At 50.5% G+C, this 20,122-nt stretch carries 21 protein-coding genes and 1 tRNA gene; 4 read left to right on the top strand and 18 right to left on the bottom strand.

The features are described 5' to 3' along the window. On the top strand, positions 1-142 hold a 142-nt coding region (locus tag BLQ17_RS11420), incomplete at its 5' end, for an ATP-binding protein (protein WP_176761189.1). Between the two features lie 139 nt (positions 143-281). Here BLQ17_RS11420 and BLQ17_RS22610 read toward each other — a convergent pair. Both BLQ17_RS22610 and BLQ17_RS11410 read right to left on the bottom strand, forming a co-directional pair. Then, entirely contained in the window at positions 282-587 is a 306-nt protein-coding gene (locus tag BLQ17_RS22610) for a hypothetical protein (protein ID WP_092222914.1), read from the bottom strand. Beyond that, complete coding sequence (locus BLQ17_RS11410; RefSeq protein WP_092222912.1) at positions 584-886, bottom strand: transposase; 303 nt, start codon at positions 884-886, stop codon at positions 584-586. The genes BLQ17_RS22610 and BLQ17_RS11410 overlap by 4 nt, the downstream gene beginning before the upstream one ends. Before the next feature lie 69 nt (positions 887-955). Here BLQ17_RS11410 and BLQ17_RS11405 point away from each other — a divergent pair, with 69 nt between their 5' ends. After that, a complete protein-coding gene (locus BLQ17_RS11405) occupies positions 956-1,246 on the top strand; it encodes a tetratricopeptide repeat protein (protein ID WP_092222910.1) in 291 nt (96 codons plus the stop codon). Positions 1,247-1,767: 521 nt separating this feature from the next. On the opposite strand, the gene BLQ17_RS11400 is transcribed toward BLQ17_RS11405, so the two are convergent. From BLQ17_RS11400 to BLQ17_RS11385, 4 genes are all read right to left on the bottom strand, one after another. Continuing rightward, positions 1,768-1,843 (bottom strand) — tRNA-Arg (locus BLQ17_RS11400). Between the two features lie 102 nt (positions 1,844-1,945). Further along, a complete protein-coding gene (locus BLQ17_RS11395) occupies positions 1,946-3,220 on the bottom strand; it encodes a glucose-1-phosphate adenylyltransferase family protein (RefSeq protein WP_092222908.1) in 1,275 nt (424 codons plus the stop codon). Further along, entirely contained in the window at positions 3,217-4,467 is a 1,251-nt protein-coding gene (locus tag BLQ17_RS11390) for a glucose-1-phosphate adenylyltransferase family protein (protein ID WP_092222905.1), read from the bottom strand. The genes BLQ17_RS11395 and BLQ17_RS11390 overlap by 4 nt, the downstream gene beginning before the upstream one ends. A gap of 154 nt (positions 4,468-4,621) precedes the next feature. After that, positions 4,622-5,647, bottom strand: coding sequence for a DHH family phosphoesterase (locus tag BLQ17_RS11385; protein WP_092222901.1), 1,026 nt, complete (start codon positions 5,645-5,647; stop codon positions 4,622-4,624). Positions 5,648-6,072: 425 nt separating this feature from the next. On the opposite strand from BLQ17_RS11385, the gene crcB reads away from it, so the two are divergent. Together crcB and BLQ17_RS11375 are read left to right on the top strand one after the other, a co-directional pair. Next, positions 6,073-6,450: a fluoride efflux transporter CrcB gene (crcB, locus tag BLQ17_RS11380; RefSeq protein ID WP_092222900.1), complete on the top strand. Its 378-nt coding sequence runs from the start codon at positions 6,073-6,075 to the stop codon at positions 6,448-6,450. A gap of 12 nt (positions 6,451-6,462) precedes the next feature. Then, entirely contained in the window at positions 6,463-7,551 is a 1,089-nt protein-coding gene (locus BLQ17_RS11375; protein WP_092222899.1) for an LptF/LptG family permease, read from the top strand. An 89-nt stretch (positions 7,552-7,640) separates the two neighbouring features. Here BLQ17_RS11375 and BLQ17_RS11370 read toward each other — a convergent pair whose 3' ends face one another. From BLQ17_RS11370 to pyrH, 12 genes are all read right to left on the bottom strand, one after another. Next, on the bottom strand, positions 7,641-8,333 hold the full coding sequence (locus tag BLQ17_RS11370) for a BamJ family beta-barrel-assembly machinery protein (protein WP_092222897.1): 693 nt from the start codon (positions 8,331-8,333) through the stop codon (positions 7,641-7,643). 90 nt (positions 8,334-8,423) lie between these two features. Continuing rightward, the gene (locus tag BLQ17_RS11365) at positions 8,424-8,879 is read right to left on the bottom strand and encodes a Smr/MutS family protein (protein WP_092222895.1); all 456 of its coding nucleotides are present in this window, start codon (positions 8,877-8,879) and stop codon (positions 8,424-8,426) included. Between the two features lie 36 nt (positions 8,880-8,915). After that, complete coding sequence (locus BLQ17_RS11360; RefSeq protein ID WP_092222893.1) at positions 8,916-11,099, bottom strand: RelA/SpoT family protein; 2,184 nt, start codon at positions 11,097-11,099, stop codon at positions 8,916-8,918. A 104-nt stretch (positions 11,100-11,203) separates the two neighbouring features. After that, entirely contained in the window at positions 11,204-12,913 is a 1,710-nt protein-coding gene (locus tag BLQ17_RS11355) for a proline--tRNA ligase (RefSeq protein ID WP_092222891.1), read from the bottom strand. Positions 12,914-13,002: 89 nt separating this feature from the next. Further along, positions 13,003-14,079: a flavodoxin-dependent (E)-4-hydroxy-3-methylbut-2-enyl-diphosphate synthase gene (gene ispG / locus BLQ17_RS11350; RefSeq protein WP_092222889.1), complete on the bottom strand. Its 1,077-nt coding sequence runs from the start codon at positions 14,077-14,079 to the stop codon at positions 13,003-13,005. Then, the gene (gene tsaB / locus BLQ17_RS11345; protein WP_092222887.1) at positions 14,076-14,825 is read right to left on the bottom strand and encodes a tRNA (adenosine(37)-N6)-threonylcarbamoyltransferase complex dimerization subunit type 1 TsaB; all 750 of its coding nucleotides are present in this window, start codon (positions 14,823-14,825) and stop codon (positions 14,076-14,078) included. Before tsaB ends, ispG begins: the two co-directional genes overlap by 4 nt. Beyond that, positions 14,825-15,898 carry an RIP metalloprotease RseP gene (gene rseP, locus BLQ17_RS11340; protein WP_092222885.1) on the bottom strand — a complete coding sequence of 358 codons (1,074 nt, stop codon included), beginning with the start codon at positions 15,896-15,898 and terminating at the stop codon, positions 14,825-14,827. Before rseP ends, tsaB begins: the two co-directional genes overlap by 1 nt. A gap of 57 nt (positions 15,899-15,955) precedes the next feature. Continuing rightward, positions 15,956-17,116: a 1-deoxy-D-xylulose-5-phosphate reductoisomerase gene (locus tag BLQ17_RS11335; RefSeq protein ID WP_092222883.1), complete on the bottom strand. Its 1,161-nt coding sequence runs from the start codon at positions 17,114-17,116 to the stop codon at positions 15,956-15,958. Further along, positions 17,116-17,916: a phosphatidate cytidylyltransferase gene (locus BLQ17_RS11330; protein WP_176761188.1), complete on the bottom strand. Its 801-nt coding sequence runs from the start codon at positions 17,914-17,916 to the stop codon at positions 17,116-17,118. Before BLQ17_RS11330 ends, BLQ17_RS11335 begins: the two co-directional genes overlap by 1 nt. 4 nt (positions 17,917-17,920) lie before the next feature. Further along, positions 17,921-18,667 (bottom strand): isoprenyl transferase, encoded by a 747-nt coding sequence (locus tag BLQ17_RS11325; protein ID WP_092222879.1) that lies wholly within the window; start codon positions 18,665-18,667, stop codon positions 17,921-17,923. A gap of 56 nt (positions 18,668-18,723) precedes the next feature. After that, positions 18,724-19,281 carry a ribosome recycling factor gene (frr, locus tag BLQ17_RS11320; protein ID WP_092222877.1) on the bottom strand — a complete coding sequence of 186 codons (558 nt, stop codon included), beginning with the start codon at positions 19,279-19,281 and terminating at the stop codon, positions 18,724-18,726. Positions 19,282-19,385: 104 nt separating this feature from the next. Continuing rightward, positions 19,386-20,105 carry a UMP kinase gene (gene pyrH / locus BLQ17_RS11315; protein WP_092222875.1) on the bottom strand — a complete coding sequence of 240 codons (720 nt, stop codon included), beginning with the start codon at positions 20,103-20,105 and terminating at the stop codon, positions 19,386-19,388. Positions 20,106-20,122: the final 17 nt, after the last annotated feature.

Genomic DNA, 20,122 nt, shown 5'->3' with positions numbered 1-20,122 from the left:
GACCACAAATCTCAGCTTTAGAGAGTGGTCACAGGTTTTTGGGGATGCGAAGATGACGACTGCACTACTTGATCGTTTGACACATCATTGCGACATCGTAGAAACCGGCAATGAGAGTTATCGGCTGAAAAATAGAAAATAAGTTCATCATTTACTATCCGCCTCAGTTGAGTACTGCCGCTCCGACGAGCATTTTGGTGGGCCCATTCTCGCGCCAGAACTCAATTGGGGCTACCTTGAGATGAAAGCTTTAAAATAACAGGATTAATGGAACCCCCTTTTTACTTTTTGGGGGTCATTTTTGGACGCTGACAGGGGGTCAATTTTGAATGCTGATTGACACGACTCACTTTGGAGAATTCCCGATAATCATGAAGGTCTGCAGTAATAATGGGGCTACCAACCATCTCATTGTGAGATGCAAAGATTGCTTTTATTCGCTCTTTGATCTTGATATTTTCTTTTTTCCTTGGAGAAAGTGGCGATTTCAACCAACGATAATAACCGCTCTGAGAAACCTGTAACGCCTGGCACATCTTCTTCACCGGAAATGATGAGCGGTTCTCCTTGATGAAGACATATATCATTTCGGTGCCTTGCTGAAGATGGCCACGGCTTTTTTTAGTATATCTCGCTCCATTTCAGCATCTTTGAGCTTTTTCTCAAGCTCCTTGATTCTCTTTTCCTGCTCAGTTAGCGCCTCTTTGCCATGGCCGGGAAAAGCAAGTCCTTCCTTTAACCGCAACTCACGGCGCCATTTGTAAAGAAGGTCTTTGGATATGCCGAGGTTAGTTGCCACTTCTTGCACTGAACGATCTGGATCTTCTGTCAATCGAACAGCATTTCTCTTAAAATCGGGATCGTATTTTCTTCGTTGAACACTCATGGTTTCCTCCTGCCAATTTTCATAATATTGGCTTAACCGTGTGTCCACCCTTTTATAGCAGGATCAGCAGTGCAAGAGGATGCTCCTGCTCAGTTTTACTTAGGACAAATGTACTATTTAGGCAAAGGTGTAGGACAGGATTATAACGAAGCAGCTAAGTGGTTCAGAAAAGCAGCTATGAAAGAGGATGATAAGGCTCAGGCTTTCTTAGGACAGATGTACTTCGTAGGCCAAGGAGTCGCAAGAGACTTTAAGGAAGCAGCCAAATGGTACAGAGAAGCAGCGAAACAAGGTAACCCAGACGCCAAAGGGACTTTGGATCTATTATGCAGAGGAGGGATTCCGGAAGCTTGCGAGTGAAAAAATAGGTCCATGCTCACAGAAAAAATTTTTGATGCTTCCACATCTGGCCAGGTGCCTATTCTTTTCTACGGTATTCAATTATTGAGCAGTCAAGGATTACACACCACACGGCCGATATCCTGCACCAACAGCAGCACTTTTGCTGGCGAACTCCATAGTGCAGTTCTTGCAATTATAGTGGCGGCAGCTTGCAGCATGAAAAACGTTGGACTTCACGTTGCCATGATATCCGCCAGCAGATGCTGTATACTTGCCATTGTTGCCCGCATCGTAGCTGCTATTCCTTGCCCCTCTGCGCCACTCCCAGGGAGGTACTGGGTCTGAATCACTCCAAAGGCCAATTTTCGCCTTTCGTGCCTGCCCCTCAGTTTTCAACCAATCATCACAAAATGATGCCTTGCAGTATTTCCTGTATTGCCAATAGAATTACAATTATCAAAAGTTGTACAGGGGTTGTACAAATCACCTCCAAACCAAAACAGCCACCCAGAGAAAACCCTCTAAGTGGCTGATATTTTTGGTACCCCCGAGACGATTCGAACGTCCGACACCAGGATTAGGAATCCTGTGCTCTATCCCCTGAGCTACGGGGGCATTTTAAAGTTTTTGGGTGAGCGGAATAATACTCAAGATTACATAAAGCGCAATATTTTTTTGATCAAGATTTCATTGTCGTCAAACGCGCCTGCTAAAATCTCACTCACCAAGAAGCGACTCGCCGTCTTCAAGCATATTATCTGCTTGGAATGACGCATCGACCGGGGTGTTGACAATGCAGTTTCGTCCCACCCTGAACCCCGCCGGGATTGTAATCCCTTTTCCTACCAGCGAGATTCCGGTATAGAGATGGCTCGGCTGCAGACGGTTTGCGACAGAATAATTTTCTCCATGACCTATTATTGCATTCTCGCCGACCTCCACCCGCTTATCAAGGATGGCCAGATCGACAACCGCCCCTTTCCTGATTACGCAATCCTCAAATATAATCGAGTTTTCCACAGATGCCCCCTCTTCTACCACAACCCCCGGGGCCAACACTGAATTAACCACCCGTCCATGAATAATTGACCCAGCTGAGATCAGGCAGGTATCAAAACAGCAATTTTCCCCAAATCTTGCCGGAGGACGGTCGGCATAGCGGCCAGCACACTCGACATTGGTCCTTATCTGCCATTTCTGCGGAGAAATTCCACTCTCTTTACGCAACACATCCATATTGGCTTCCCAATATGCCTGAACAGTCCCTACATCGCGCCAGTATCCATAGAATGGATAGGCAAAGACATTATCATTTTCGATTGCCCGCGGCAGAATATGCATGCCGAAATCGATCTCGTTTCGGTCGCACCTCAGCGTCTTAAGCAGGTAGTTGTAATCAAAAACATAAATGCCCATCGATGCGAGATTGGTTTTGGGCTCCTTGGGTTTTTCCTCCCAGTCGACAATACGGTTATCGCCATCGACAATTCCGGCTCCGAACTGATGGATCTGGCTTTTGGGAACAACCATCATCGCAATGGTCACATCGGCCTTCTTGGACTGGTGATAGGCGATCATCGCATCGAAATCCATATGATAAATATGATCTCCTGAAAGTATTACAACCTCCTTGGCCGGATGAGACTGCAGAAAATCGATATTGCGGCGCAGCGCGTCAGCGGTCCCTTTATACCAGTCGGAATCTTTTTCCCCGGTGCGGGGCGGCAGGATGGTTACGCCCCGCGACCTGCCGGTAAAATCCCAGGCTTCTCCCGACCCCAGGTGCCCCATGAGCGACAGCGGTTTGTATTGCGTGAGCACCCCGACCTGTTTCAGACCGGAATTCATCACATTGCTGAGGCTGAAATCTATGATCCTGTAAATTCCGGCAAAAGGAACCGCCGGTTTGGCCCGGTTCTTAACCAGAATGTTCAGTCTTGAACCGACCCCACCGGCCAGGATAAAGACCAGGGCTTCCTTTGCTCTCTTCACTTGACCACCTCTCCGGGATCGATTCGTTCAGGCCAGCGCCCCCTAGCCATTGAGGGATATACCGTTGCCCCTTCACCGACGACCGTGTTCGACGGGACCGTGTTACTCCAGCCGATGACAGTAACAGGACCTGCAGCGATATTTTTAGTCCCGGCGACAACCCCGTCCAGGTAGGTGTTGTTCACATCCGAAACAACCTTGTTGAGTCGGCAGTTTTCCCCGACGATATTATTGAAAAAAAGCACGGAGCTTTCAACTACGGCACCTTTTTTAACATGCACCCCGGGAAACAGGATTGAATTTTTTACAGTTCCGCCAATTTTACAGCCATTGTAGACAAGGGAGTTTTGCACCACCGCGTTACTCCCCAGTAGTACCGGTTCGTTATCACGTATCTTCCGGTGGTCGAGGTTGGTGCGAAACACCCATTTCTCAAGATCGATTTTTGGATTCGGCCCAAGCATATCCATACTTGACTGCCAATACTCGTCAATCGTCCTTGTATACCCCCAGTAGCCACAGAACTTATACCCGTAAACCCGGTAATTGGCAGCGAGAAGCGCTGGAATAATGTCTTTGCCGAAGTGGTATGAATCCCCCTTCTGATTTTCGGCCAGCGCCTTGTACAACACCTCTGGCTTAAAACAGAAAATTGTCATGGAAGCCCAATCTGAGGTGGGATTTTCCGGTTTTTCCCAATATCCGGTAATTCTTCCTCCACCACTACCGTTCTCATCATCCATGGTCGCGACCCCGAAACGATGGGCATGGCCCATGGGAACCTTGATAAAGGCTGCGGTAAGATCGGCATTTTTTTGCTGATGATAGTCGATCATATCCTGGTAATCCATCTGATAGATATGATCACCGGAGAGAATCAGTATCTCCTCGGGTTGGTGATACCGGACGTAGTCGAGATTTTTAAAAATCGCATCGGCTGGACCACGATACCAGTCCGTCTCTTCAGAACCGAGAAACGGAGGCAAAACCGAAACGTGGCGATAGCGGCCGATCATATCCCAAGCTGCGCCGGTGCCTATATGGTTGATAAGAGAATAACTGCGGTATTGGCTCAGCAGGGCTACCTGCTCTATACCGGAGTTCATGAGGTTACTCAGGGAAAAGTCTATAACGCGCCCAAAACCGCCGAACGGCACAGCGGATTTAGGACGATAATAGGTCAGTACGTTCAGTTCGTCGACCCGGCTTCCGGCCAAAATCATTGCCAGCGTTGTAGGTTTCAACATGCCACATCTCTGAAGAAGTAGAAAAACAAATACGACCAGGCGTTCTTTAGATTACCTTGCCCGTATCAGGGCGTTTATTTCTGTCACGCTTAATGGTAAAGGAAATAAACGCCTAACGCAACAATTAGAAATGGAGCCGTGGGACGAAAAGAAATTATATATGCTGCATAATAAATCTTTTCAGGGTATCCGAAGTAAATTCCTTGTCACCCAGATTAAGATTTTTAAGCGGCACCTCAGCACGAGCGGCACCTTTGTGCCCACCGGCTGAACCGAGCGAACCAAAAGTTTTTTCAGCCAGCTTCCCGGCACTCTTGCGGTACCCGTCGCAGCGAAAAATTACAACCAGCTTTTCACCATGGATGCCGGAGACGAAGACCCAGTCGATCTCGCCCACGTGGTTTAAAAAATCCGCGACGATAACGAGTACGTCAGGAGACCTCACCCGACCTACATGGGAATAGTATCTTCCCTTCGAATACTTCAATTCAGAGAGCGCGATATTGAAATATTTCAATTCCGAGCGGCGTAGATCGGTAAGCTCAAACTTGCGGACAAGATCTCTGTTGGCAATATTAAAGAGGTATCGGAAACTTATGCCGTCAGCGAGGACCGATTTCTGTTCAAAATCCTGGGTGTCGACCTTAATGCCATAAAAAAGTGCTGTTGCCAGAGCAACGGAAGGCTTCATTCCGGCGGCCCGCAGATATTCGACCGCCATGGTCGATGTCGCACCATAATCGGGGCGAATATCAATAAAATCAGCTTCCCATTCGCCACTGACCGGATGGTGGTCAATAATTGCATCAAACCGGATATTCTCAAAGCACGGGAGATGCCCGGGTTGGGAGTCAACCATTACCCGCTTGGAATAACCATTTACTTTAACATCTTTGAGGCGTACCAGGGGGATTTTCAAACGATTGACCATCGCCTGGTTGTTGAGACGTCGTATTTCATTGGGGTGGGCGATAGTTACGCTCTTCACCTTGTATCGCAACAACCGTTTGACGGCAAGAGCCGCGGCAAGAGCGTCGGGGTCGGCGTTTATTATCACCAGTACATCATCTTCTTTTTCAAAAACTTCCCAGAAAGCCTGTAAACGGTCCCTAGCGGTATTTTTGTAGGTCTGTTTACATCCATTGATAATATTATTCTTGATTTTTCGTTTTCGCGCCATAGGGGAACAGTGACTTCAGGTTCAAATTAATCTGTTTTTAAGCGTCACCACCGTTACCGGCGTGCGCCCCGCAAAACAGGGAGTAACCATCTTTTGAGGTTTACGTTCTCGCCATCACCCCAGACGGTCTAATACTCTTCCTAAGGCCAGCCACCTCCTGTTGAATAACGTCCTGTCTTTTTTTGAATATTACGCAAACAGAACAGTTTGGTACTACCAAATGCGTAGAATTTCCAACACTTCCAGTGTTAGATAGCACCGCAACGAACTTCACATTATAGCACAGTGAATAAATTAAATGCAACAAAAGTCCAAGATTCTGGAGTTGGACAAAAAGGTATTCTTGACGCATCACGGCTATAATGTTACCTACTTTCTGATAACAGACTCTGTCGATAATGCCACTTCATTAAAAACAAATTGCTATGGAAACGATAATCGCTGTTGCCCTGGGAGGTGCGATCGGCTCCCTTGGCAGATACAGCATCGCCATAGGTGTAGAAAAATTTATCCGGATCAATTTTCCCATGGGAACCCTGATGGCCAATCTTCTCGGTTGCCTGCTGATTGGGATTCTCTGGGGGTATTTCGGAAAGGTCCATCTCAGTAACGAGTTCAGGCTCTTTATCTTCACCGGATTTCTGGGTGGTTTTACAACCTTCTCAACTTTTGCAAGAGAAACCGAACAGTTTTTCCGGATCGGGGAAATATGGCACGGCATCTCCTATTTACTTATAAGTAACATTATGGGACTTGCCATGGTCGCCCTCGGCTTTTATTTATGTTACCGTTTTATCCGTTAGCAGGACCTTGTCGTGAATCTACTGAACCGCTACCTTGTATCACAGTTTATTAAATATTTTTTCACGGTAAATGCCGGTTTTGTTTCAATTTACCTGCTCGTTGATTTTTTTGAAAAGATCGACAATTTTAAAAGCGCCGGCAAATCGATGTCCCTGGCGATTAATTACTTTATTTTCACTATTCCGTATATTGTCGACCTGCTCGGTCCGGTCCTTATTCTGCTGGCCGGAGTCATAACCCTGGGCATCCTCAATCACACTAACGAACTGACCGCCCTGAAAGCCGGGGGGGTACCGCTCAAGCTCATCATCCGCCCGCTGATACTAAGCGCCGTCTTTTTTACATTACTGTTCATCGCTGCAGCCCAATGGCTGTTGCCGCAAACGGTGGCACATACCAACAACATCTGGTACGAACAGCTCAAAGGCAAGGTTCCGCTTGGAATAGTCCGCAACAACCGCTACCACTACAAAGGACAGGATGCGTTCTATTCTTTCGGCTGGCCCAACCCGAAAAAATATATCTTCAAGGATTTTTCATATTCCGAGTGGGATGAAAATTACAATCTCAAAATTTTGATCACCGCCAGCTGGGCAGACTGGGACCCTGAAAAAGAACGATGGGTGCTCAAGAAAGGACAGGTCCAGCAAAAGAGTGAGGACGGGACCTACGAGATCCTAAATTTCAAGATGCGCTTTCATGTCTTTAACGAGAGTCCCGAAGATTTCCTGGTCCCGATCAATAAAAACACAGAACAGTCGCTTTCAGATCTCTATTTTGAGACAGAAAACGCCGAAGCGGAGTACGAGCAAAGAAACGCCTGGACCAATTTTCTCGGCAGGATTTCCTACCTGTTCCTCGGCATTCCCCTGCTTCTTCTCGGGCTGCCGATTCTCCTCTATTCCTACCGTAAATGGGGGCGCGACCTCTCCGTCGCCATTCCGGTAAGCTGCGGACTGGCGTTTCTGGCATGGGGAATCTGGGGCGCCCTGCAGTCGCTTTCCATAGCCGGCTATATTTCACCGCTTTTTGCCGCAGTCACCCTGCATATCCTGTTTTCCCTGCTAGGCTTGTTTCTCTTGATAAAAAACGACAGGTAACAACGACCAATAAAAAAAGCGAAGAGCCGGTTTTTGCCGGCTCCCCGCTTATATCGAAACAGTACTTGTTAAAAGACTGCCGATTACCGCTACTTCACTATTTCCAGAAGCTCCACTTCAAACACAAGGGTGGAGTTGGGTTGGATTATCGGGGCCGCGCCCTTTTCGCCATAGGCCAGGTCGGCCGGTATGACCAGCTTGAGCTTGGTGCCGACAGACATTAACTGCAGCGCCTCGCTCCATCCTTTGATGACCTGTCCCACCTGGAATTGCGCCGGCTCGCCGTGTTTTGCGGTGCTGTCAAATTCCGTACCGTCAATAAGGGTACCGACATATTCCACCTTCACGGTGTCTTCAGCGGTAGGCTTCGCTCCTTCACCGGCGTTCAGGACTTCATACTGCAACCCGCTTTCAGTTACGATAACCCCTTCTTTCTTCTTGTTTTCCACCAGAAACGCCTCGCCGTCAGCCTTGTTTTTAGCTTTCATTTCTTCAAGCTGGGCAAGTTGTTCTTGCTGAAGTTTTTCGCCGAATTCCTTTTTAACCTGAGCCATTTCCTCAACGCTCAGCACCGGGGACTCGCCGTTAAAAGCGTCTTCTATACCGGTAATCAAAAATTCCTTCTGTATATCGCCACCCGCACTTTTAAAATAATTCCCAACCTCAAAGCCCATGCTGTAGCTCAATTTTTCCTCGAAAGTCGAGGGAGCAGCGGCCGCCATAGACAATGCCGGGACAGCCAGGCACAATCCTGCCAATGCAGATATTGCATATTTTTTCATTAGTTACTCCCAAAAGTAGAGTTTTCTTTGTCTGTCAGCCGCAACAGGCCACAGACGATAAAATTGATGGAACGTATACTATGCCATCAGCTACGAAAGTATGACCAAGGTAATGCCGCGATTTCCCCGGTTAAGATTTTTATTTTTCCCAAGCTGCGGAAAACGGTTAATAAACGCCCGGGTAGCTCCCGAACGTTTGTTAAACTCCTCTCCCGGAATATAGCCGCCAATCCGTCCTTGGTTTTCCATATAGTCAAGCATCTTGCGGCATTCGGACCTGATTATGCCTCCTTTACCGCTCGATCCGTACCCATGGATAAAAGTGACCACCGTTACCCCGTTGCGCCTACAGTCGTCTATGGCCTCAACCATTCGATGAAGAGCCACTTCCGCCACAGGCCTGCCCGCCTCAAGATTGACGGTCCTGTAGCGAAAAGACTTTTCCGGGGACAGCGTGCCCCCTTCAATATGCGCACCACAATAGGGGCATCTGTTGGCACCGTTTTCGATCTCATTACCGCAGACGTCACAAACGGACACGATCATCCCCCCATTGCAATATCGCCCCCATCCCGTTATTCCTTACAGCCTGCGGGCAACGATGACTTCGGGAAGCTGTTTGAGATGCTGGATAACGGTTTTCAGGTGATCAAGGTCTTCCACCTCGACGGAGATCTTCATTTCCGCCTGGTTGGTCGGCGTGGTGTGGGCCGAAATATCAACTATGTTGGCGTTGTCGGCGCTGATCCGGGTACTTATATCTGCAAAGATGCCCTTGCGGTTTTCGGTGCTCACCTGAAGAGTGACTTTATAGGTTTTTTCGGCAATTCCAGCCCATGAAACATCGATCCATCGCTGCGGATCGGCGCTGAGCAGATTGGGGCAGTTGGCGTTATGCACGGAGACCCCGCGCCCCATGGTGATAAAACCGACGATAGGATCGCCGGGAACCGGACTGCAGCAGCGGCTGATCTTCACCTGCATCCCGTCCACGCCGTCGATGCTGATACCCGATTTATCCGTCGCCTGCCGCTGCCCGCCCTGGCTCACCATCAGGCTGGCCAGTTCCTCAGGCGGCAGCTTTTCAAGAACCTGTTCTCCCTCTTTGCGTAGTTCCTCAGGCTGCAGCCCCTTGATCAGATTCTGCACCGTTATGGTACCCGACCCGACCTTTGCCAGCAGATCGTCGAGGGAATTGCAGCGCAACTCTTTGAGAAGATGACGAATATGACCGGTCTTGATAATTTTCTTGAGGGAAGTGTTATATTTTCGCACCTCTCTCTCGCAAATTTCCCGACCAACCTTTAATGCCCGCTCCTTCTCCTCGCGCCTGAGCCAGGACCGTATCCTGGTCTTTGCCCGGCTGGTTTTCACCAGGTCGAGCCAGTCCCTCCTGGGGTGCTGGGTCGGGGACGTAACGATTTCAACAATATCGCCATTCTGCAGCTGATACTTCAGGGGTACATGTTTTCCCCCAATCTTGGCTGCAACACAATGGTCGCCAACTTCCGTATGGATCGAATAGGCAAAATCGATGGGACAGCTGCCGAGGGGAAATTCCTTCACCTCGCCGGTGGGGGTGAGGGTATACACCTCGGGGTCATAGAGTTCCCCGATCAGGTGATCAAGAAATTCCCGTGGATCTTCGACCTCCTGCAACGAGGTGATAAGCTTCTTCAGCTCGCGAAAAAGCCTGGCATCGCTGGTGCTTGCTTTCGATCCCTCTTTATATGCCCAGTGGGCGGCGACCCCCTCCTGGGCAACCCTGTCCATCTCGTCGGTCCTGATCTGGATTTCAATGAAGTATCCATGGGGACCGGCGACGGTGGTGTGCATCGACTGGTAGTTGTTGGCTTTGGGCACTGAGATAAAATCCTTGATCCGCCCCTGGACTGGTGCCCAGTTGGCATGCACGGTACCCAGCGCTTCGTAACATTCTTTAACGGTATTGACTATTATCCTGAAAGCAACCTTATCATATACCCGTTCAAGCGATATGTTCTGTACTTTCAGTTTCTTGTATATGGAGTAGAGATGTTTGGGACGGCCGATGATGCGGACCGGCAATACTCCCGATTCCGCCAGTTTTTCATGGAGGATCTTGATAACATCGTCCACATATCGCTGTCTCTCGTCCAGTGAACTCTCAAGCTTACGGGTCAGCTCCTCGTATTCTTCGGGATACAGGAACTTAAACGACAGATCTTCCAGTTCCCGTTTCATCCAGTCTATGCCGAGACGGCTGGCCAGCGGCGCGTAAACATCCATCGTCTCCTGGGCGATATCGAGCTGTTCCTCTCTGTCGACGGCATCGAGCAGGAACATGTCGATCAGCCGGTTGACAAGTCTTACCAGGAGGACACGGATATCTGCGGCGATGGCGAGCAGCATCTTCCTCAGGTTCTCCGCCTTTGAAGCCAGTTTGCTGTTATAGGCGACCTGAGTGATACGGGTGGAGCCATCGACGATAACCGCTACGTCCTTGCCGAAGTCATCGACAATCTCTTCATAGGTAACCCCTTCGTTGAGCACCCCGTGAAGCATTCCCCCCAGTACGGTGTCAAGATCCAGCTGCATTGATGCAAGAGTTGTAGCAACCTCAAGAAGATGAAAAACTCTCGGCTCTCCGGAAAAATGCCGCTGTCCCTCATGCACGCGAAGAACAAGCTCCCATGCCCGGTCAATCAGCGTAAGGTCCTCTTTGGGCAGGTAGTTTGCGACCAGCCTCTTGAGACCTTCCGGGTTTATTGGAGGGGGAATAACCATGATCGTACAATTGTAGTGAGATTTTGCGCTGAAAATTTCGTATCAGGGCTGCGGCAGGCGCTTAACGGCTTGCGCCGATATCCCCCGCCGCACGAAGAACATCTCTACTGGAGTTGTTCCCGGATCCGATCCTGGAGAAATGCAATCGCCTCTTCAGGCGCCATCTCTTTAGTCTCACCGCTTCTTCGTTCCCTGACTTCAACCATGCCGCTCTTCTTGAACCCTTTGCCTACCGTAACACGGTAAGGGATTCCAAGCAGGTCGGCGTCTTTGAACTTGAACCCCGGCCGCTCGTCACGGTCGTCGATCAGCACCTCGACCCCGGCAGCGAGCAGGTCGCTGTAGAGCTTTTCTGCAGCCGGATTGATAACTTCATCCTGGATGCCCAGATTAACGATAACGACACTGTAGGGAGCGAGGGCAACAGGCCAGATAATACCGTTGTCGTCATGGTGCTGCTCGATTGCCGCGGCAACGACCCTGGTTACGCCGACACCGTAGCATCCCATCACAAAATGTTTCTCCTGGCCGTCTTTATCCTGAAACGTAGCGTTCATCTTTTCCGAGTAACCGGTGCCAAGCTTGAAGACGTGACCGACCTCTATCCCTTCTGTGAGGCCCAGTCGTCCGCCGCACTCCGGACATGGATCGTCGGTTGTGATTTCCCTGAGATCCGCCACCGCGTCAACCTCGAAATCCCGTCCCAGATTGACGTTTTTCACATGATAGTTCTTTTCGTTGCCGCCGGCATAAAAATTCTTCATCGCGGCAACTTCCTGGTCGGCGACGATCCTGATCTTAAGTCCAGCGGGTCCTAGATAGCCGGTGGGAACCCCGGTTGCGTCAAAAACCTCCTGCTCCCCGGCCATCTCCAGCTCGGTAGCACCCAAGAGGTTTGTCAGTTTGACTTTTTCAATCTGCCGATCCCCCCGCACCAGGGCGGCGACAGGTTTTCCGTCGGCCATATACACCATGGTCTTGACGAGCTGCCTGGGCTCAATCCCGAGAAACTCGCAGACGGTGTCCACCGTTCTCTTGCCCGGTGTTTCAACCTTTTCAAGGGGCAAAGATTCCGCGGAATCCGCCGGTTCCTTCAACACTACGGTCGCTTTTTCCATATTGGCCGCATACTCGCAATCGTTGCAGATTACGATTGTATCCTCGCCATTTTCAGCAAGCACCATGAACTCGTGGGAAAAAGATCCGCCGATGGTGCCGGAATCGGCCTGTACCGCTCTGTAGTCGAGTCCGCACCGGGCGAAAATACGCTTATACGCCTCATACATCTTCACATAGCTCTCAGATGCCGCCTCGTCGCTGACATCAAATGAATAGGCATCCTTCATCACGAATTCGCGCCCCCGCATCAGGCCGAAACGGGGTCTGATCTCGTCGCGGAACTTGGTCTGGATCTGGTAGAGATTTACAGGCATGTCGCGATACGAGTGCAACTCTTTTCTGACAATATCGGTAATCACCTCTTCATGGGTCGGCCCAAGACAGGATTCCCGTTCGTGCCGATCCTGAAAACGCAGCAGTTCAGGACCATATTTTTTATACCTGCCCGACTCCATCCAAAGATCAGCCGGCTGAACCATCGGCATCAGCAGTTCCAGTGCTCCGGCCCTGTTCATCTCTTCCCTGACGATGTTTTCAACCTTGCGTATCACCGTAAGTCCAATTGGGAGATAGCTGTAGACTCCGGCAGTAAGTTTACGGATAAACCCGGCACGCAACATAAGTCTGTGGCTTATGATTTCCGCTTCCGCCGGATTCTCTTTGAGGGTCGGTATAAAGGTTTTCGAATAGCGCATTTGTCTCTTTTGTCAGGGATTATTCATGTAGGATGCAACACCCGGCGGCGGGTTAGTGCCACCGGCAACGAACCAACCTGTTCAATATTTCATTTACTCTCTTGTTCCATCTTTTTCAACTCGGTCATAAAAACTGCCATCAATTCGTCTTCATGCACCTTTTTCCAAATTTCACCTTTTTTAAAAATAATTCCTACTCCGTTGCCGCCGGCAACACCGATGTCCGCCTGTTTTGCCTCTCCGGGTCCGTTTACGACGCACCCCATAACGGCAACCTTTAAGGGGCTCTCCATAGTCTGGACAAATTTTTCCACTTCCTCGGCAAGGGCAAACAGATCGATGCGGGTGCGGCCGCAGGTTGGACATGAGATCAACTCGGGGCCACGTTCGCGTATCTTCAGCGAGCGCAGCAGCTCAAACCCGACACGCACCTCCTCCACCGGATCCCTGGTCAGGGAAATCCTGAAGGTGTCGCCAATCCCCTCGCTCAGCAATATGCCCAGGGCAACACTTGATTTAACCGTCCCGGCGATAAGCCCCCCCGCTTCGGTAACCCCCAGGTGCAGTGGATAGTCGGTGGCCTGCGAAAGAGCCCGGTAACTGTTTATAGTGGTCAGAACATCGGCCGACTTGATCGATATCTTGATTTCATGGTGACCGTATTTTTCCACCAGCTGCACATTGCGCAGCGCGCTTTCAATAAGGGCTCTGCTGTTTTCCGGGCTTGGATAGCCATATTGTTTAAGCAGATCCTTTTCGATCGATCCGCTGTTCACCCCCACCCGGATAGGCACCCTGTTGCTGATGGCAGCCTCGACCACCCTGGCCAGTTTTTCCTCACCCCCCAGATTTCCGGGGTTGATCCTGATACCGTCGGCACCGCTCTCCATACTGCCGATCGCCAACCGATAGTCAAAATGGATGTCGGCAATAAGGGGAATTTTGATGCGGTCCTTGATTTGCCTGATGGCAACAGCACCATCCCTGTCAGGGACGGCGACCCGAACGATATCGCATCCGGCAGCCTCCAGTCGGTGTATCTGGGCAACGGTCTCGTCAATATTTCTGGTATCGGTGTTGGTCATCGACTGGACTGAAACCTGGTGTTGGCTTCCTATGCCGACACTTCCCAATTGTATCTGCCGTGTTTTCCGTCGCTCAATCATTGATTGTCACCACTGTACGACGACTGCTGCTGTTTCTTTTTCAGCAGGTTGAGTTCAGCATCCGAGGAGCGGATATAGATCGGTTGCACCCTGCTAATATCAAGCATCTCTTCTCTGAGATAGGCTTCACCCGCCAGCATACCGATCGCCGATGCGCCCGGCTCGTGAAGATGAGCGGGCGCAATCGTCAGTTTATCGCCGAGCAGCTCTTTGAATTTTTGCTTATACGCCACCGCGCCGTCACCGACCATCAGCACCGGCTCATTTATCTGTTGTGCAAGGACCTGCGGCGAAAGCACCGCCATATCGCTAACCCTGGCACTCCTGCCCTTTTTGTCGCACCGGTAAAATGCCCCATAGACCTCTTTTTTCCGGGCATCCAGCACCGCACAGACAAGACGGCCGGTAACACATTTTGCAGCAAGACCGTCCAGGGTGGAGACCCCGATAAGCGGTTTACCAGCCGCCGCGGCAAGTCCTTTGGCCGTCGCCATACCGATACGCAACCCGGTAAAACTTCCCGGTCCCAGACTGACGTTGACCGCGTCCAGGTCATCCCAGTCAACCCCAGACTGGTTCATCAGGTAATCAATGCTCGCCAGCAGTCTTCTTGAGTGTGTGACATTACCTGACAGGTTCAGCGCACCAAGTATCTCTCCGTGCTCCCTCGTTCCTCGTGTCAGGGCAACAGAGCTGCACGGTGTCGCCGTATCCAGGGACAATATAAAAGGAGTTGTGCGATCCATCAGCTAAACAGGCGGACTATATCATTGTAAAAGACAAAGAGCATAAGCGTTGCGAGCAACCCTATCCCGATCTGCTGAGCAAAAATCTGCGCCCTCTCGTTCAGCGGCTTTCGCCTTATCCCCTCAATGGTAAGAAAAACCAGGTGACCGCCGTCCAGAACGGGAATAGGCAATAGGTTGAGAATACCGAGGTTGACGCTTAAAAGTCCCATGAAATAGATAAGATTGAGCCATCCCGCCCGCATCTGCTCGCCAGCGATCTGGGCGATGAGAATCGGCCCGCCCAGCTCCGATGCCGGGACCACCTGCTGGACAATCTTGATAAAACCCTTCACGGTAAGGGAGATGTATATCCACGTCTGCAGGCAGCTGTTGGTGAAGGATTCCACCAGCCCGCTTCTTTCATAGACAAGCTCGTCAGCCTTCATTATTCCAACCATATAGCGCTGTTCGATCTCTTCTCCAAACACATTCTTCACCGAATCTATTGCCGGCGTAACCTTTATTGTCGCCTGTTTGCCGCCGCGCATCACCGCAACGGACAATTCCTTTCCACCGCTGTTTTTTACCGACTCAAGCACGTCAAGCCAGCTGGAGGTTGTATTGCCGTCGATCTGCACAATGACATCTCCTGCCTGCAGTCCGCTCTGGTAGGCTGGAGAGTCTTCTGTTACCTTGCCGATACGCGTGGTATCCACCGGGGTCGGAACCCCGACGAAAAGGAAAATGAAGAAAAACAGCACGACCGGAAACAGTAAATTAAACAGCGGACCGCCAAGGACTATGAAAAATCTTTTCCACACCGGCTTATAGGCAAAAGATGCTTCCCTGTCCGTCTGGGGAATATCCTGCTCGTCGGGATTTTCCCCGTACATTTTAACGAAGCCCCCAAGCGGAAAGGCGGAAATGACATACTCCGTCTCACCGATCTTTCTCCCCACCAGGCTGGGGCCAAATCCCAGGGAAAATTTCAACACCCGCACCCCGAAGAGTTTGGCAAAGATAAAATGCCCGAACTCATGCACAAAGATGAGAAGACCTAAAACAATTATAAAAGCGAACAAGGTATTCATTATTACCAGCAGTTGAAAAAGTGTATAGCAAGAAATCGGTGCAACCGCACCCCAAGGTCAGGACAAAATGCGGATAACCGCCTCAGCCTCCCTCCTGGCCCGAGAATCTGCAAGGAGTATATCCTCAAGACAATCCTCTCTTCCTTCGTTTACAATATCCATTGTTCTCGCGACTGTCTCGGCAATTTGCAAAAAACTGATCCTGGATGCGAGAAACGCATCGACAGCGACCTCATTGGCTCCGTTAAGCACTGCGGGCAACACTCCTCCCTGCTCAAGTGCGTCGAAGGCAAGTTTTAATGCCGGAAAACATTGGTAGTCAGGTTCTATAAATTCCAGCCTGCCACACTGCGACAGCCGCAGCGGATTAAGCCCGAGATCCATTCTCTCGGGATAGGAAAGGGCATAGGCTATTGGAATGCGCATATCCGGAATCCCCAGCTGGGCCAGCACCGAGCCGTCAACGTATTCAACAAGAGAATGGACTATGGACTGGGGGTGGACGACGACTTCGATTGTGCCGGCCAAAACATCAAACAGCCACCTGGCCTCAATTACTTCCAGCCCTTTATTCATGAGGGTAGCAGAATCTATAGAAATTTTCCGGCCCATACTCCAGTTGGGATGCATGAGCGCCTGCTCCGGTGTCACCTCTTCTAGCTGCCGTCGGCTTTTTCCGTGAAAAGGTCCGCCGGATGCGGTGAGGATGATTTTACTCAGGTCTTCTTTTCGACCGGCCTCAAGCGCTTGAAAGATGGCTGAATGCTCGGAATCGACGGGAAAAAGGCGCACGCCGTTTTTTGTAGCCGCGTCGATTACGATTCTGCCCGCCATGACAAGAGTCTCCTTGTTGGCCAGACCAATGTCCTTGCCGGCCTCTATTGCGGCCAGGGTCGGCTGAAGCCCAGCAGACCCGACGATGGCGGAGAAGGTTATATCGGCAGAGCGACACGCCGCGGCCAATTTGGCACCTTCGACCCCAAAACAGATTCTTGCATGATATTGGCGCGGCAGGAGTTCACGCAGCTGTGTTGAATATTTTTCTTCTGCTATGGAAATAATCTCGGGATCGAATTCGATTACCTGCCTGGCAAGCAACGATATATTGGTACCTGCCGCCAGAGCCACGATCCGGTAACGGTCGGGACAACGCCTTACAACATCAAGAACATTAACACCGATTGAGCCGGTTGAGCCCAAAAGAGATATAGACTTCATCAGGGCACCAGAAGAATGAGGAGATAATAGAGAGCCGGCGCCACAAAAAGAAGCGAATCCATGCGATCAAGCACACCTCCATGCCCCGCGAGCAACCTGCCGGAATCTTTAGTCTGCGTCCCCCTTTTTATGATGGACTCGGTGAGGTCGCCGCTGATACCTACAAGCGAGAGAAATGCTCCGCCCAGTGCCAGGAACACCAACGGAGGCTCGTTGAGCAGGACCACACCGAATACCAGGGCGCCGATGGTGCCGCTCACAACGCCTCCCACCGCCCCTTCGACGGTCTTGTTGGGACTTATGGCAGGGCACAATTTTCTTTTGCCCAATCTTTTTCCTGTGTAATAGGCACCGGTATCGGAGCACGCGGTTATCGCAGAGGCGATAATCAGCCAGGTGCCGCCTTCTTCCAGAGAACGCAGCAGCACCAGGTGAGATCCGAGAAAGCCGACATACAGAAGGCCGAAAACAAACCTGGCAAACAGCGCGTAGCTCTCAAGCGGCGAACCGTAACGGCAGAGCAGATAGACGACAAATCCTGCAAAAGATAGCAGAACGGCGCCGCCAAGACCTGCGGTCTGCCCGCACAATCCGACTATTCCCACAGGCAGCGCAGTAAAGATGATCAGCAGCCCCTTCTCCCCCAAAGCCACATCCCGCCTGTCGGCCATCCTCAGATATTCATCTGCGCCGATCATGGCGATAACAAAAAAAAGCAGACTGAAAAGTTGTATCGACCCAAAAAGCAACAGCATAAGCCACAAACCAGCAATCAACAGCCCGGGCACAATACGTTTCATCGTCTTACTCTGAGTGCAACTGTTCTCGGGTGCGCCCAAATCTGCGTTCCCGTTTCTGGTAATCGGAAAGTGCTCGGTAAAAAGCATCCTTTCTGAAGTCCGGCCACATCATATCAGTGAAGAGAATTTCTGCATAGGATGCCTGCCACAACAGAAAATTGGACAGTCTCGCCTCACCGCCAGTCCTGATAAGGAGATCGGGATCGGGTACTGCCGACGTATCGAGTGCGTTCTGCAGGGTATCTTCACAGATCTGGTCAACCTGCAAACTTCCGTTAACGCAGTCGGCGCTGATTTTTTTGACAGCCCTGACGATTTCGTCTCGTCCGCCGTAACTCAACGCCAGGGTGAGGGTGAGTTTGTTGTTTTCAGCGGTTGTCTTGATGGTTTCCCGCAGCGTTTTCCTTACGTCCTCGGGAAGTTTTGCATGGTTCCCTATCGCCAGCAAACGAACATCGTTTTTTACCATCTTTGGCAATTCGGAGATCAGATACTTTTTTAAAATGGACATCAACCCAGAAACTTCCTGGTCGGGACGCTTCCAGTTTTCCGAAGAAAACGCATACAGTGTGAGGTATTCGATCCCGATTTCCCTGCACGCTTCAACAATATCGCGAACCGACTCGGCCCCGGCCTTGTGGCCGAAGAGCCGCGGCTTTCGCCTACGCTGTGCCCATCTGCCGTTTCCGTCCATTATAATAGCAACGTGACGGGGCAGGAGGTTTTCATCAAGATCAACAGTTACAGACATATGCTTCCCAGATTATTTACCAACAAAAAAACTACCAACAGAATTCGCCCCGCCCCTTACACTTCCATAACTTCTTTTTCCTTGGTCGCCATTGCGTCATCAATCATCTTGATATGGCTGTCGGTTTCAACCTGCGCCTCATCCTGATACTTGAAAAGCTCGTCCTCGGATATTTCCTTATCTTTTTTCTGTTTTTTCAAGGTATCTATCGCCTCCCTTCTCAAGTTACGTACGGCGACACGGAATTCTTCGGCGATTTTTTTCACCTGTTTAACCAGATCCTTTCTTCGTTCTTCGGTGAGCTGGGGAATATTGAGACGGATGATCTTGCCATCGTTTGCAGGAGTAAGACCGACATCAGATTTGAGGATTGCTTTTTCGATAGCCTGCAGCATCTGTGGATCCCATGGCTGGATCGCTATCATGCGACTTTCCGGAATAGTCAGGGTACCAACCTGATTCAGAGGCATTTGACTGCCATATGCATTGACAGAAATACCGTCGAGGATAGCAAGAGAAGCTCTACCGGTCCTTACCTTGGATAGTTCGTTTTTAAAAGAATCAACGCTTTTGTCCATCTTTTCAGACATTTCCAGGATAACTTCATTCATGATACACCTCTATTTCAGATTAATTTCAGGATTGACCCATTATATGGCAGAGACTGCTACCCGTCAGAAAACGGATATTGTCCGGCGCCAAATTGTTGTCCGGACCATCAGGCGGTTATCAACGTGCCGACACACTCACCAAAAGCCGCCCGGGATATATTGCCCGAAACCCCCATGTCAAGAACCATGATCGGCAGATTGTCTTCTTTGGCAAGGGCGATACCGGCGGCATCCATAACCCGCAACCCCTTCTGCAGCACCTCGTCGTAGGTCAGACTCTCATACTTGAGCGCGTCGTTGAATTTCATGGGGTCCTTGTCGTACACCCCGTCAACCTTGGTCGCCTTAATCACCACGTCAGCGTCGATCTCGAGTGCCCTGAGTACAGCGGCCGAATCTGTCGTAAAATATGGGTTTCCTGTGCCGGCAGCACAAATGACCACCCGGCCCTTTTCCAAGTGCCTGGTAGCCCTTCTCCTGATATACGGTTCCGATACGGACTGCATGGGGATCGCAGACATTACCCTGGTTATTACTCCTGTACGCTCAAGGGCATCCTGCATTGCCAGGCTGTTCATGACCGTCGCCAGCATTCCCATATTGTCTGCGGTGGTACGATCCATCCCTTTGGACGCCCCAGCTACACCGCGGAAGATATTGCCGGCCCCGATGACAACGCCAAGTTCTACACCTTTTTCAACCACCTGCTTGATTTCGCCAGCTACAAACTCAAGAACACCGGTATTTATCCCGTAGGCGTCTTCGCCCATCAAAGCCTCACCACTGAGTTTGAGCAATATTCTCTTATATTTCAGCTGGCTTGCCATGGTCACTCCTTTTTTGG

Origin of the sequence: Desulforhopalus singaporensis, assembly GCF_900104445.1 — a bacterium.
Lineage (GTDB): Bacteria > Desulfobacterota > Desulfobulbia > Desulfobulbales > Desulfocapsaceae > Desulforhopalus_A > Desulforhopalus_A singaporensis.
Note: the sequence above shows the minus strand (reverse complement) of the source record. Positions and strands in the feature narration are given on the sequence as shown.